The following is a 14569-nucleotide window of genomic DNA, read 5'->3' as shown; positions in this document are numbered from 1 at the left end:
CGAGCGCCGCCTTGGCTGCGCCCGCCGGCTTCGTGCGGGGAGCGCCGGTGTCGTTCAACGCAGATCCCTTCACGCTCGGTGTTGCCTCCGGATGTCCGCGTGAGGATCGCGTCGTCCTTTGGACCCGCCTTGCGCCGCAGCCGCTCGAGGGCGGCGGCATGCAGGACGCTTCCGTGGAGGTCGAGTGGCAGATTGCGGACGACGAGGCCTTCTCGCGCATCGTCGCCCACGGGGTCGTGCGGGCGACGGCCGAGCTTGCGCATTCTGTGCATGCCGAGGCGACGGGCCTGTTGCCGGATCGCGTCTACTGGTACCGCTTCCGCGCCGGTCCGGCGCTCAGCCCGGTCGGACGCACCCGAACCGCGCCCGCGGGGTCGGCGCGGCCCTTCCGCTTTGCCTTCGCATCTTGCCAGCAATATGAGCAGGGCTATTTTGCCGCCTATCGCGACATGGCCGCACGCGATCTCGATCTCGTCGTGCATCTCGGCGACTACATCTATGAGAAATCCTGGGGATCGCGCCACGTCCGCCGGCACGGCGTCGGAATTCCGACGACGCTCGAGGAGTTTCGCAACCGCTACGCGCTCTATAAGAGCGATCCCGACCTGCAGGCGGCGCACGCCGCCTTTCCCTGGCTTTCGGTCTGGGACGATCACGAGGTGATGGACGACTATGCCAATGATCGCTCCTACACCGTGCACGACGCCGGTCAGTTCCTGAAGATCCGCGCGGCCGCCTATCAGGCCTATTACGAGCACATGCCGCTGCCGCTTTCGGCACGCCCACGCGGCGCGAACGCCACGATCTACGAGCACTACCGCTTCGGCGAGATGCTCGACGTGGTGCTGCTCGACGACCGGCAATATCGCTCGGCATCTGCGTGTGTCGGAAGTGGGCGGCCGACCTGGATGACGGACTGTGCAGGCCGGACCGACGAAGCGCGGACGATGTTGGGTCGGGAACAGGAGCAATGGCTCGATGCGCGCCTGCGCGACTGTCGCGGCCGCTGGACCATCGTCGCGCAGCAGACCTTGATGGCGCAGGACAAGCGCGAAGCAGACGACGGCGCGCATTTCTGGATGGACGGCTGGGACGGCTATCCCAATGCACGCCGCCGTCTCCTTGATTCGCTTATGGCGCATCGCCGGCGCAATCCGATCGTGATCGGCGGCGACCGCCACGCCTTCTTTACCGCCGATCTCAAGCGTGATGACGCCCGCCCGGATGGCCCGACCATTGCGACCGAGTTCGTCGGCACGTCGATCAGCTCGGACGGGCCGAGCGAAGCCAGCGTCCGCAAGGCGCTGGCGGAGAACCCGCATCTGGTCTATGCGCGTGGCGACAAGCGCGGCTATGCGACCGTCGAGCTCGACACCCGGCATTGCACCGTGGGGTTCGAAGCGCTCGACGACGTCAAGGACGCCGCGAGCGCCGTGCGCCGGCTGACGAGCTTTGTGGTCGAGGATGGCGTGCCGGGCGCAAAGACCGCATGACGACATCCGCATGCTGCAGATTTGACGGCCAACGAAAGATCGCCTCAAATGCTTCGACATCTGATTGTGCCTTGAGGCCGCTGCGGGGGGCTGCGCCGTGACTGATCAAACCATCCTGCGGGTCGCCTGGCTCTACTACATGGAGAACCTGACCCAGGCCGAGATCGGCGAGCGGCTCGGGCTGACCCGCGCTCGCGTCAACCGCATGCTGTCGGATGCGCGGCAGACCGGCATCGTCAACATCCGCCTCAACTCCGCCTTTGCGAGCTGCACGGAGCTGGAGCACCGCTTGCGCCGGGAATGCGGCCTCGAGGATGCCGTCGTCATCCCGAGCCCGGAGAATCCCGAGCAGGTCGGCAGCCTGATCGGAATGGCGGCCGGCGCGTATCTGTCCAAATTGCTCGAGCAGAAGCGTCCGCGCATCATCGGCATCGGATGGGGGGCGACCTTGCGCGAGACCATCCGTTACGTCACGCCGGCGGACTATCCCGATCTCTCCATCGTCTCCATGATGGGCGGCCTATCGCGCGGACTCGAGCTCAACACCTTCGAGATCGCCGGTGAGCTCGCGCACCGGCTGCACGCCCAGTGCAGCTATCTGGCCGCCCCGATCTTCGTCAGCAGCCGGCGCTCGCGCGACACTTTTTTGGCCCAGGAGGTCTATCAGGAGGTGCTGAACAGCGTTGAAAAGATCGATCTTGCGCTGTTGAGCATGGGAGACATGACGCCGCGCTCGCTATTGATGCGGCATGGGCTGCCGCCGGACGTGCGCGCCGAGCATCTGCGGGCGGCGGGCGCCGTCGGCGACGTCCTGGCGCAATTTCTCGACAAGACCGGCCGGCCCATCGATCACAACATCAACAGCCGCGCCATTGCGATGCCGCTCGACAAGCTGGCGCGCGTGCCGACGTCGATGCTGATCGCCGGAGGGCTCAACAAGGCGCCGATCATCGCTGCGGTGCTGCGCGGCCGGATCGGCAAGGTGCTGGTGACCGACGAGAACACCGCCATCGCGGCGCTGAAGCTGATCGACAAGCAGAAATAGCCGTACTTTCCGCCACCGCTATGAGATCCGCCGTGGGCACCCCTGTCCACGCGCGGCCGACGTGCGCCGGAAGGCCTGCAAAAGCATTTGTCACTTCGCTGTTACATATGTAATATGCCGGAGACAATTGCTCAGAAGGATGGCGTCGACATGCGCGCTGCGGTGCTCCAGGACATTCGTGATATCCGCGTCCTCGATATTCCCGAGCCGAAGGCGCTCGCGGAGGACGAGCTCATCATCCGCGTCAAGGCTGTCGGCGTCTGCGGCAGCGATCTGCACTCCTATCTCGAGGGCGGAACAACCGGTCCGACGCAAGTCAGGCCGTTCGTGCTGGGTCATGAATTCTCGGGTGTCCTCACGCCGGACTCGGCGCGCAAGGCGGGGTTCTCGGCCGACGCGCTGGTGGCGGTCGATCCTTCCATTCCCTGCGGCCGTTGCGAGTGGTGTCACCGCGGGCACACCAATCTCTGCCCCTATGTGAAGTTCCTGGGTTACGCGCCTCACAACGGCGCCATGGCCGAATTCGTTTGCGTGCCCAAATCGGCCGTGCATCTGGTGCCCGACAGCATCGATCCCGCCGGCGCAGCGATCCTGGAGACGCTCGGTGTCGCGATCCATGCCATGGATCTGGCGCGTCCGCGGCTGCTGGAAAGTGTGGCGGTGCTGGGCTGCGGGCCGGTGGGCCTGCTGCTGGTGCAACTGGCGCGGCTCGCAGGCAGCGGCAAGATCATCGCGATCGACCCGGTCGAGCAGCGTACCGCACTGGCCTGCGACCTCGGTGCGGACGTGGCATGCCGCAGCTACGCCGAGGTCGGCGAGGCCACCGAAGGCCGCGGCGTCGACCTGGTGATCGAGGCGACCGACTCCTCGCACGGCTTCGAGCATGCGGCGCGTTGCGCCCGTATCGGTGGCCGGGTGGTTCTCGTCGGCATCCCCGAGAACAATCAGTACATCCTCAGCGGCGCGGAATCGCGCCGGAAGGGCCTGTCGATCAAGTTTTCACGCCGCATGCCGGAGGTCTATCCGCGGGCCATCGCCCTTACGCAGTCGGGGAAGATCAAGCTGGCGCCGCTGGCCACGCATCGCTTCGCGCTCGACCAGACGCCCGCCGCATTCGAGCAGCAGGTCGCGCGGCGCGATGGAATCATCAAGGCGATAATCTGCCCGTAGACGGAGCGTCATCTCGTCAAGAGCCTGGTGCAGTGGAGCAGGCACAGAAGCAGGACCGGTCGTGATGGCGAAATCGTCGAAGTTGGTCGTCGCCCGAAAAGGGCGCGTGCTGATGGTGAGACGCAAGCGCGACGGGCTCTGGATGTTTCCCGGCGGCCGCAGGCGGGCAGGCGAGAGCGACAGGAGCTGCCTTCGTCGCGAGATCAAGGAGGAGCTTCCCAAGCTGAAGCTCGGGCCGTTGAAACTCTGGAAGGAAGTCAAAGCGAGGAAGAGCCGGACCGGCCGGCGGATGAGCGATGCGATCTTCCTGGCCAAGAAGGTGTCGGGGCGCCTGAAAGTCGGCGACAAGAAGGAGATCGACCGGGCGGTCTGGCGCAAGCCGCGCGGCGCCAGACTGACGCCGACCTCGCGCTACATCCGCGACAAGCTGTTCCCAAGGCGCGGCCCCCGCTAGGTCGCTTGCGACAGACGATGTCTTCGAGCGAAGGTTCGTCCTCTGGACCTGCTCGTCATTGCAGCGCCTGGCGCAGGAGAGCGAGCAACTCCTCGTGGATCAATCCGTTTGAAGCGATCTTGTCGAGATCATCGTTGCGGCACGGCCGCCCCGTCAGTGTCGTGACCTTTCCGCCACCGGCCCACACCATCGGCATCGCGGCCGCGTGCGAGACGATGTCGGCTTTCAGGGAGACAAAGCCGTCCAGGCGACCCGAGGCGACCATGGTCGTCTCGAAGGCGCCGGAGACGACGATACGCACGCCGCGCACCACTTTGCCGAGCAGTTCGATCACGCGCGTTGTCCGCTGGACTTCGTCGGGGGAGAAATGCGAGGTCAGGATCACCGAGATCACCGCATCCGACAGTGAAGGTGTCGTGGAGACGCGCGCCGGCAAGCCGTCGATGGTCGCGCCTTCTCCTGCGAGATAGCGCGCCGTCAGTCCGATCTTGGGCGCGTTGATCAGGCCAAGTTTCGTCTCGCCGCCGACCTCGTAGGCGACCGTCACGGAAAACCACGGCAGCCCCCGCGCGTAGTTGATCGTGCCGTCGAGCGGATCGATGATCCAGCGCGCAGCATTGTCCCCCGGGCTCGCGCCGCTCTCCTCGGCGAGGATGCCGGCCTCCGGCGTCAGCGCCTTCAAGCCCGCGACGACGATTGCTTCGGAGGCGAGATCCGCCTCGGTGACGATGTCGAGATAGTCCTTGCGCTCCGTGCGCAGCGGCGTGGATTGCATCGCGACCAGCCTGGTCGCGGCCTCGCCCACGACGGCCTCTGCGCGCTTCAGCAGTGCCGGAAGGCCGTCGCCCCGGTCCGTTCCCGGATCGTCTTGGCCGGCCGCGATCTCGAACGGGCGACCATAGTCTCCGACCGGAACGAGGTGGCTGCTGATGCCCGTGTCCGGCCGCCAGCAGTGCAAGGCAAATCCCGGCGGCTCCATGATGAAGCGATTGCTGTGACCGGGCCGGAGGTCGAGCGCAACCTGATGCGCCGTGCTTGGCGCCACATAGCCTACGGTTCCCGCATAGCGCGCCGTGATCGAGCGGTGATAGTGACCGCACAGCACGCGTTCGATTTCGGGATGGTCTTTGATGATTGCGTCGAGCGCGTCGGCCCCGAGGAGGCGCAGATCGTCCATCCCGTCGGCCCCGACCAGGAACGGCGGATGATGAATCACGACGACCGTCGGCTTGCCGCGCCCGGTCGCGAGCGCGTCGCGCAGCCATTGTTGCCGGGCTGCGCAGAAGGTGCCGTGGATCTTCCCGGCCTCGACGCTGTCGAGGAAGATCAGCCGGACCGGCAAATCGTCCACGACGAAATTGATGAAGCCGTCGGACGGAAGATAGCGGTGACGAGGACGTAGCGAAGATATCAGCTGCTCGCGGCGGTCGTGGTTGCCGGGAATGACGAACACCGGCATCGGCAGCCTGGTTAGTCCGGCGGCGACGATCTCATATTCCTCTTCGAGCCCGCCATCCGTGAGGTCGCCGCTGACCACGACGCAATCGGGCCGCGGATCGAGCCTCAGCACGGCGTCGATGGCGTCGTGAAACATCGCGTTGGTATCGAGGTCGCCGTAAGCGAGCTTGCCGAGCGGTCGGACGTGTAGATCGCTCAGCTGGGCAATGATGAACACAGAATTCCGCCTCCAAAGGGAACAGTAGCGGCCAGCGCCAGGCCGCTTGCCGCAATCGATCGTCCGCTGCCTACGAACTCTTCATCAAGGCGTTGCTTTCCTTGACCATGCGATCGAGCCCTGCCTCGGCGGTCGTTTCGCCGCGCATGACGGCATGGATGATCTCGCGCTGCGTACGCCAGATCTTCACGGACTGTCCGCCTGGATAGCCCTGCCACGGCTTCGCGCGCTCGATCTGCTGCGACACGGTACGGAAGTTCGGGTTCTTGTCGTAGAACGGGGCCAGGAATTCCGGCCCTGAAGCGCGCAGATTGGTCGGCATATAGCCCGTCGTCTCGACCACGATCTTCTGCGCTTCCGGTCCGCTCACGAATTTCAGGAACTCCCAGGCGGCCTGCTGCTTCGCCGGATCCTTCGCCGTGATGATCGCCGCGTTGCCGCCGGTGGGCAGCCCACCCTTCTGCTTGTCGTCGATCGGGAAAGTGCAGGTGCGCAAGGTGAACTTGTCGCCGATCAGGTCGGTGACCTGGCGCAACCGGGCCGGCGTGTCGGCGAAAATGCCGATCTTCCCGGCGATGAACTGCTGGCGCGAGGAGTCCCAATCGATCAGCGGCATCTTGGCATCGGCCACGAACCGCCGGCAATGGGTCAGGGCCTTCAGCCCGGCGTCGTTGCCGAATCCGGCAGCGGTCTCCGACGCATCGAGCATCTGGCCACCACCTTGCAGGATCAGCGAACGGAACAGCCAATCGTCGGGCCAGTCGTGGATGTTGTAGGCGATGCCGGCGACGTCGGCCCCCTTGCTCTTGATGCTGACGGCGAGGGCGATCATGTCCGTCCAGTTGTCGGGCATCTTGTCGGGATCGCCGCCCGCTTCCTTCACGAGCTGCGCGTTGAAATAGATGATCGGCAGCGAGGCGTTGAAGGCGAGGCCGTAGATCTTGCCGTCGACCGCTCCGAGGGCCAGGATCCCGTCGGAATAATTGGCCTTGCGCCAGGCGGCGTCCTCCTTCTGCAGCATCGGAGCAACCTCGGTGATCTGGTTGCGTTTCACCAGCGTGCGCACCAGCTCAGCGAGCAGGTGGTAACCGGAATAGTAGACGTCCGGCAGCTGGTTGGTGACGGCCTGCCGCAGCATGGTCTGATGACCTTCGTCATAGCTCGCCGCCGGCGCCCGGAACTGGATCTTGATGCTCGACTGCCGCTTCATGAACTCCTGCGCGATCGGCTCATGGAATTTCGCGAAGGCGGGAAAGGCGTAAAGCACATCCAGCGTCACGTCTTGCGCGTGGGCCGACCGTGTCAGGAACGGGCTGGAAAGTGCGCTCGTCCCGACGGCGGCGGCGCTCTTCAGGAGGTCTCGGCGATGCAGCATGACGGTGTCTCCCCTGGCAGTGGTTGAAGTCATTTGATTCCGGTCATCGTGATGCCGGCAATGAAATGCCGCCGCGCGATCAGGAAGGCGATGACGAGCGGTGCCGTGATGATGGTGGCGCCGGCGGCGAGCGCCCCGTAATTCGAGCCCAGCTCGGAATCGGCGAAATACATCATGCCGAGCGGCGGCGTCGCGAGCTTGGTGTCGGAGACGACGATGAGCGGCCAGTACAGGTCGTTCCAGTGCGCCACGACGGAGAAGATCGAAAACGCCGCGATGGCCGGCCAAGCGCTCGGCACCACGATGCGCCACACGATCTCGAACTCGCCGACGCCGTCCAGCCGCGCGGCCTGGATGATCTCGTCCGGATAGGACTTGAAGAACTGGCGGAACAGGAAAATCGCGAACACCGACAGGAAGAACGGCATCATCATCGAGAGGTAGGTGTTGAGGATGCCGAGCTCGGCGAACGCGATGTAGAGCGGGAGGGAGGGCGCCTGGACCGGAATGCAGAGTCCGAGCAGGACCAGCGAAAACAGGATCGGCCGTCCCGGAAACCTCAGCTTGGCGAGCGCATAGGCGCAAGGGATCGCGACCAGAAGCTGGACGACGAGGATGCCGCCGCAGACGATGAAACCGTTGAGCAGGAAGCGCAGCAGCGGCGCCGTGCTCAAGGCAGATTCGAAATTCTGCCATCCGTAGAACTGGCGCGGCCAGAGCCGGAACGTCGCCTCGAAGATCTCGCCCGGCGGCTTGATCGCGCTCGTCAACATGAAGACGAATGGCAGCAGCATGAAGACGGCGCCGCCGATCAGCACCGCGTGGACGAATGCAAGCGACACGAGGCGCCGTATCCGGACCGCGACCGGCGCAGGCGGGCGGGCGATCGTGGCCGATATGCGCGTCAATAGTGCACCCGTCGGTCGAGGATGAAGGTCTGCAGCACCGAGAACACCAGGGTGAACGCGAGGAAGACCAGCGTGAGCGTCGCCGCATAGCTCATGTGAAAGTACTGAAACCCCTCCAGATAGATGGCATAGAGCAGCACCTCCGATGCGCCTCCGGGGCCGCCACGCGTCATCACCGCAACCGTGTCGAAGATCTTGAACGCCGTGATGAACGTCGTCACGGTCACGAACATCGTCGTCGGACCAAGCATCGGCCAGGTCACTTTCAGGAAGCGGTCGATGGGATGGCTCGCGCCGTCGATATCGACGGCTTCATAGAGGTCGCGAGGGATCGCCGAGAGACCGGCAAGGAACAGCACCATGTTGAAGCCGATGAGCTGCCAGATGCCGATCGCGGCGAGCGTCGGGATGACGAGGCGCGGCTCGCTCAGGAACGCCGTCTCGGCGAAACCCAGCCCCTTGAGGGTCTGATTGATCAGTCCCAGGGTCGGGTGCAGCAGGAACTGCCACATCGTGGCCATCGCGATGAGCGTCGAGGTGACGGGAAGAAAATAGATGACCTCATAGAGGCTGCGCGTGCGCTTGCGCTGGTGGATCAGGATTGCGACGAGCAGCGAGATCAGGACGCCGCCGGGCACGACGATCGCCACGTAGAGCAGCGTATTGGTCACCGAGCGGCGGATCACGGGATCCTGCAGCGCCGTGCTGAAATTCTTGAGGCCCACGAACGAGAAGTCGAGAGCGCCCAGCTCGTAATTGGTGAAGCTCAGAAAGGCGAGAGCCGCCAGCGGCGCCAGATTGGTCAGGACCAGCAGGATGAAGGCGGGTGCTGCGAAGCCCAGGCCCGCGAACCGTTCGATCCATCGCTGGCGGCTGGCTGGCGGCGCCGCGGTGAGGGGGGTGATTTGAGCCGTGACCGCGTTCATCGGGCCTCGCTCGCGCGGCGTACGTCGCGGCCGGCCGCATTGCGGCTCTCCACCTCGATACGGCGGCCCTTGTTGTCGAACACGTGACAATCCCGCGCCTCGAAGGCGAGCGTGACCTCGCCCTCGGGAACGGGCATGTCATTGTCGATCCGGCAGAGCACCGGCACCCCCGGAGCGGCCGCGAGGTCGAAGTGGAGGATGCTTTCCGAGCCGAGATTTTCGCGACGCCGGAACCTGCACGGAACGGTGCACGGACCGCCCCCGATTCGCATCGCTTCCGGACGCACGCCGATCGTCAGCTCCGCAGCCGGCACGTTGCGAATGTCGATCGGCAGCGTCCGGCCGAGCAGCTCGACCTGGCCGTCGGGGCCCACGCGGGCCGGAAACAGATTGATCGCCGGACTGCCGATGAACTGCGCGACCGCGGTCGTGGCGGGCCGTTCATAGACCTCGGCGGGTGTGCCGAGTTGGAGGATGTCGCCGTGATCCATCACGGCCAGCCGATCGGACATCGTCATCGCCTCGATCTGGTCGTGTGTCACGTAGACCATCGTGGCGCCGAGACGCGCGTGCAGCTCGGTCAGCTCGCCGCGCATGTGCACACGAAGCTTGGCGTCGAGGTTCGACAATGGCTCATCCATCAGGAACGCTTGCGGATGACGCACCATGGCGCGGCCGAGCGCGACGCGCTGCCGTTGTCCGCCCGAAAGCTGTCCGGGACGGCGATGAAAGAAGGTGTCGATGCGAAGCTGCTCCGCGACGGCCCGCACCTCACGCGCGATCTCGTCCATCACGCGCCTGCGGCGCAGCGACAGATGACGCATCAAGGGCAAGCGCTCGAACAGGTTCAGGCGCGTCATGGTGAGCGGCAGCGCGATGTTGTCGAACACCGACATGTGGGGATAGAGCGCGTAATTCTGGAACACCATGGCGATCCTGCGCTCGTGAGGCCGCAAATGGTCGACCGAAGTCTCGCCGATCGACACCGAGCCGCGATCCTGCGATTCCAGGCCGGCGATGATACGCAGGAGCGTGGACTTGCCACATCCGGAGGGGCCGACCAGCGTCAGAAACTCGCCGTCCGCAATATCGAGATCGATGTCGTTGAGGACCGCCGTGTCGCCGAAAGTCTTCCCGATGCCGCGCAATGTGAGGCCGGCCATCGCGGATCACGCCTCAGCTTCGCGTGGCGGATACACCTCGTGCACCACGTCGTCGATCCAGTAATCGGTGAGGCCCGGCACGGGGCGAATGCTCACGTCGATGTTGTCGCCGTCGATGTCGTAGATCACGGCTCCGAGCCGCGCGACGCCGCCCATCGGTGGCGCCAGTTTCTCGCCGACCAGAAAGCCGGCCGCCGGCCCCCAGACGTAGTGCGTGCCGTTCAGCCGAATTTCGTGCCAGCGATGCAGATGTCCGCTGGCTACGATCTCGACCCGATAGCGCTGCAGCAAATCGAGAAGGGCGCGGCGCGGCTCCGGCTTGACCGACCAGTAACCGGTGTCGGCCTCGGTCGGTGACTCGATGAACAGCGGCCGGTGGGTGAACCAGGCAAGGCGACGCCCCGCAGCATCGGCCATCGCGGCCTCGAGCCATTCGGTCTGCCGCGCCTCTTGGGGGCCGCCGCCGAAGATCATCGAATTGAGGCCGATCAGGCGCCAACCGTCCACATCGCGTAGCCAGCGGTCGTCGCCGAAGTGGCGGCGAAAGCGATCGAGCCGCTCGCCATTTACTGGCTGATGCGGACTGCCGACCTCGCCGACGTCATGATTTCCCGGAACCGCCACGACAGGGACGCCGAGCGAGGCCAGTTGGGTCGCGCAATATGCTGCGTCGGTTTCCTGATCGGCTGCATCAACCGTCACGTCGCCGGTATGTATGACGAGATCTGGCTTATGCGGCGCGATCCAACGGGCAAGTGGCGCCCAGTTCGCGTCGAAGTGCTGCTTGCTCGGGCTGAGATGCGTATCGGAAATCTGAATAACTCGGACCATGCCGCCTCTGCTTTGGGTCGCGTGTCATGCCGTGCGTTGGGCGCGCAGCGGTCTGTCGCTCGAATCGAATGCGCTGCCCCGCGCCGCGCGGAGTGGGGCGGTCATTGTAGTCGTGAGATCTGAAGCTTCCGGCGTTCTCCCTGGCTGACGATGCCGCTTAAGCGGTTTGTGTCATTTCAATCAACTATACATATGAACTGTCATTGTGACAAATGTAATTCACGCAACACAAGTGGATCATGCGCGGATGTGAGCAACCGGGTGGGTCGTCTGACCAGGGACGGAAACTTCGGTCTGCGCGGTCGCGATGGAGTGGGCGCAGCCTCTGCGCAACCTGGATGGGTAAGGGCGATCCCGGCGGGATCGGGTTACGTACTTTCAATCCTTTGCCGCTAACTCTCGCCGCTGCCTTGACCGCTTTTGGCCCGTTCGAGACATCCCTGTTCTCACGGTGTCCGCTTATCCGGTCAGACCGGAAGTCATCACCTCAGAGGCAAACCGACGCTCATGACCCGTAGCGGTCGTGAGGCTGTCAGGTTCACAAGCCGGGCTAGATGACCCCAGGCTGGTGCGGCAGCTGGGCCAGAAGGGTCAACGTCCGAGCAGGTTCAATTCATTTTTCCTTTTCGGCACGCTTTCTTAGGTGAGGACTGTCGTGCAAGACCACGTTCAGCAGGGAATTATGGACCTCCAGTGATCCGTTGTATTTGATGAACCCAAGCTTGCGGAACTTGTTCATGAACATGCTGACGCGCGACCTGGTGGTCCCGACCATCTCCGCGAGTGTCTCCTGGCTTATCTTCGCTATGACCGGCTCGGGCTTACTCTCCTTGCCGAAGTTCGCCATCAAGAGGAGCACCCTCGCCAGACGCCTCTCACTGGAATTAAAAAGTTGGTCGACCAAGTCCTCCTCGACTCGGGCGTTCCTAGACAACAGGTGAGCCATGAACATCTCAGAGAACTTCGGCTGGTCATGGAGCACACGCACGATAGCTGCCTTTTCGAGCCGCATGATGACGCACTCCGTCACCGTCACGACCGTCGCCACCCGCAGCGGATGCCCATTTAGGCAGCTCTCACCGAAGAAGTCCCCATTTCCGTGGAGCGCGACGACCGCCTCCTTGCCCTGCTCGGAGACGACGCAGACCTTGACCTTGCCCTCCTGAATGTAGAAGACCGCATCACCGGGGTCTCCCTGAGAGAAGACCTTCCGATTCTTCCGATAGTTTGAAACGGTCCTCCCCGAGGCCACGGTGTGGAGGAACTCCTGGACGTCGAAGGGCTGCGTTGCCCCACAGTCTTGCGCGACCGGGTGCTTGCGGGAATGAACGCCGGCCCCGGACGATGGCTGATGGGGTTTGGCGTCGTCTCAGGGACGCCCGCTAATGATGATCTCAAGCTGTCCACTTCTGGGCGTTTGTGTTGAAGAAGTCGGCCTGTAGATCGAGGCGCGCCGCTCGAACGTCGCGAATGACCCAAGGACGACATTCGACCAAGCTGGGAGTGCTGCAGCACGTATGGTCAATAGCGACGAGCGTCCTCGACGCGTGATCACTGGGGTTGCGAGCAATTGCCCTAATTTGAATCTAGCGGCGACCTAACTTACTAACGACACGTTAATTTCTTTTGGCATGTGAGCAATACTGATCAGCGCCGAGCCAAGTGGCAGTTCCACAGTGGGTTCCATCACCGCCCACCACGGCAACTACCGGTGACTGAGAGTTCTGTAACGCTCCCGCCTAATCAAGGCGTGCAACATGTTCCGCCATCCCCGAACGCTATGTCCTATGTGTCGAGCAGAAGCGGTGCTGGCTCGGATTACGCCCGGCCCCTTTGGCTTCGACATCCGGACGTTTGAGTGCCCCGCGTGCAAGGACGTCCACCAGCTTGTGGCCGATTTGGTTGATCCGATGAAATCCCCACGAACAACCGGCTGGCTTCACGGTCAACTGCACGCGCCGACGTAGCGGCTGCACCTTATGGGGCCGGGTTTTCGTATGACGGCCTTGAATACACGGGCACGGTGCCAATCTCACGTCCGTCATCGCTGATTATTGCGATGCGACGCTCAGGATCATCTTCGGGCTAATCAAGTGAAACGCCGATGGCCAGCACCGTCGCCCTGATGATTGGCCGAGCAGACCATCTGCCCGCCGACTTCCGAGTTTGACCCGTTGCTGACGTCGTTGAGACCTTCGTTTGCACCTCAGCGATCGCAGTTGGCAAGATCATCCGATATGTTTGGGCGATCTAACCACCTTGTCTCACACTATCGAGAAATTGCTCCTTTTCGCCGGGCGCGTAACCCTGCGAAGCACCATAATATGGTTCATTGTAGCCATGGTCGGGTGCGGGCCGGTATTGGATCGGCGGCCCGGATGGTGCGTAGGCAAAACCCGAAGCGGGATCTGAGGCCACCATCCCCCGATCGGCACGAACAACAACGTGCGGCCGGTGCGCGTGGTGCACCGTAGCCGCGTTCGCGGATGCCGCTAGGGTGATCAAAAGGCTCAACGCCAAAATAGAACGCATTGCTTTTTCTCCAATCGAGAACCACGCCTTCTTAGCTAGGAATCGGGTCGCGCCGTCCCAACGAGTGCGGCTTCACGATTAGTCAAATCGGTGGCATCACGCGCGCCGGGCCTCTACTTCATCCTGGTTAGGGCAAATCCTATGACCGGTCCGGCGCCTGCGAGAACGCGATTGTCTCAAAACGATTTGAGAAAGGCCCTGCGGCCGGCCGGTTTCCGCAATGAGGACGATGTGAGGTTGGCGGAATTTCCGCAGTTGGCCCCTCGCTACCGTCGGGGCAGTGCCGCTACATGTCGGCTCAGAGGGGTAGACCGGAAGTTTGCAGTGGAGTGCTAGACCGACGCTTTTGACCCACAGCGCGGCGGACCGGAGTGACATAGCACTCACAGACTGGCGCTGTTGCCCCGTTGCCGAAGTATCTTGGGCCTGCTTGACGTCGCAACGTTGATCTATCTAAGATTGTACCACTGCCTGAGAGAGCTAAAAAGGTGGCGACATGATGCGCACAGCGAGTTGCCATTGCGGACAGCTAAGTATAAGCGTCGAGGGCAACCCCACACTCGTTTTCGCTTGCAACTGCACCCGGTGTCAAAGACGAAGCGCATTTGCTCTTACGTCCCGATGGCGCAACGGGGCGCTCTGGCGACAGCATAACGTATGCTTGCAAAGGGGTATCAGGCGGGAACGTCGAATGCGTTTTCTGCCCACAATGCGGCTCGACAGTGAGTACAGTTCTTGAGCTTTTGCCCGACCTAATTGGCATTCCAGTTGGATGTTTCGGTGATCCAACTTTTCCGGAGCCAAAGGTCGCCGCTTGGTACGATTCGAAGCTTGAATGGGTTCAATTTCCTCAGGAAGTGCTCCTGCTGCGGGATCAGTGTAGACCTATGGAAACCCGGTAGGTATTTAGACAAGTAGGACGGAAGGCACTGTCCTTTCCGTTAGGTTGGGCCGCGAATTGAGATGAAACGGACGCCTGCCATGAACATAGAAGTAA

General features: G+C 63.2%; 12 protein-coding genes. 5 read left to right on the top strand and 7 right to left on the bottom strand.

Features of this window, described 5'->3' with window-relative positions:
• From MOV74_RS05730 to MOV74_RS05715, 4 genes are all read left to right on the top strand, one after another.
• Positions 1-1493: alkaline phosphatase (locus MOV74_RS05730; protein WP_246918956.1), on the top strand; the 1493-nt coding region annotated here is incomplete at its 5' end.
• Positions 1494-1590: 97 nt separating this feature from the next.
• Positions 1591-2538, top strand: a complete 948-nt coding sequence (locus MOV74_RS05725; protein WP_246918955.1) for a sugar-binding transcriptional regulator — start codon at positions 1591-1593, stop codon at positions 2536-2538.
• Positions 2539-2688: 150 nt separating this feature from the next.
• The gene (locus MOV74_RS05720; RefSeq protein WP_246918954.1) at positions 2689-3708 is read left to right on the top strand and encodes a zinc-binding dehydrogenase; all 1020 of its coding nucleotides are present in this window, start codon (positions 2689-2691) and stop codon (positions 3706-3708) included.
• Positions 3709-3772: 64 nt separating this feature from the next.
• A complete protein-coding gene (locus MOV74_RS05715; RefSeq protein WP_246918953.1) occupies positions 3773-4162 on the top strand; it encodes an NUDIX hydrolase in 390 nt (129 codons plus the stop codon).
• 55 nt (positions 4163-4217) lie between these two features.
• Here the strand turns inward: MOV74_RS05715 and MOV74_RS05710 are convergent, their stop codons facing one another.
• The 7 genes from MOV74_RS05710 to MOV74_RS05680 form a co-directional block, all read right to left on the bottom strand.
• Positions 4218-5837: an inositol monophosphatase family protein gene (locus tag MOV74_RS05710; protein WP_246918952.1), complete on the bottom strand. Its 1620-nt coding sequence runs from the start codon at positions 5835-5837 to the stop codon at positions 4218-4220.
• A gap of 70 nt (positions 5838-5907) precedes the next feature.
• Entirely contained in the window at positions 5908-7212 is a 1305-nt protein-coding gene (locus MOV74_RS05705; protein ID WP_211416052.1) for an ABC transporter substrate-binding protein, read from the bottom strand.
• 29 nt (positions 7213-7241) lie between these two features.
• The gene (locus tag MOV74_RS05700; protein ID WP_404979120.1) at positions 7242-8054 is read right to left on the bottom strand and encodes a carbohydrate ABC transporter permease; all 813 of its coding nucleotides are present in this window, start codon (positions 8052-8054) and stop codon (positions 7242-7244) included.
• A gap of 62 nt (positions 8055-8116) precedes the next feature.
• The gene (locus MOV74_RS05695; RefSeq protein ID WP_246918951.1) at positions 8117-9046 is read right to left on the bottom strand and encodes a carbohydrate ABC transporter permease; all 930 of its coding nucleotides are present in this window, start codon (positions 9044-9046) and stop codon (positions 8117-8119) included.
• Complete coding sequence (locus MOV74_RS05690; protein WP_246918950.1) at positions 9043-10209, bottom strand: ABC transporter ATP-binding protein; 1167 nt, start codon at positions 10207-10209, stop codon at positions 9043-9045. The genes MOV74_RS05695 and MOV74_RS05690 overlap by 4 nt, the downstream gene beginning before the upstream one ends.
• Before the next feature lie 6 nt (positions 10210-10215).
• Positions 10216-11040: a metallophosphoesterase gene (locus MOV74_RS05685; RefSeq protein ID WP_246918949.1), complete on the bottom strand. Its 825-nt coding sequence runs from the start codon at positions 11038-11040 to the stop codon at positions 10216-10218.
• A 613-nt stretch (positions 11041-11653) separates the two neighbouring features.
• Positions 11654-12292 (bottom strand): Crp/Fnr family transcriptional regulator, encoded by a 639-nt coding sequence (locus MOV74_RS05680; RefSeq protein ID WP_246918948.1) that lies wholly within the window; start codon positions 12290-12292, stop codon positions 11654-11656.
• A gap of 1885 nt (positions 12293-14177) precedes the next feature.
• Between MOV74_RS05680 and MOV74_RS41250 the strand changes: the two genes are divergently transcribed.
• The gene (locus MOV74_RS41250; RefSeq protein WP_404979118.1) at positions 14178-14474 is read left to right on the top strand and encodes a GFA family protein; all 297 of its coding nucleotides are present in this window, start codon (positions 14178-14180) and stop codon (positions 14472-14474) included.
• The last annotated feature ends 95 nt before the right edge of the window (positions 14475-14569 follow it).

Source organism: Bradyrhizobium sp. SHOUNA76, assembly GCF_023006445.1.
GTDB lineage: Bacteria > Pseudomonadota > Alphaproteobacteria > Rhizobiales > Xanthobacteraceae > Bradyrhizobium.
Note: the sequence above shows the minus strand (reverse complement) of the source record. Positions and strands in the feature narration are given on the sequence as shown.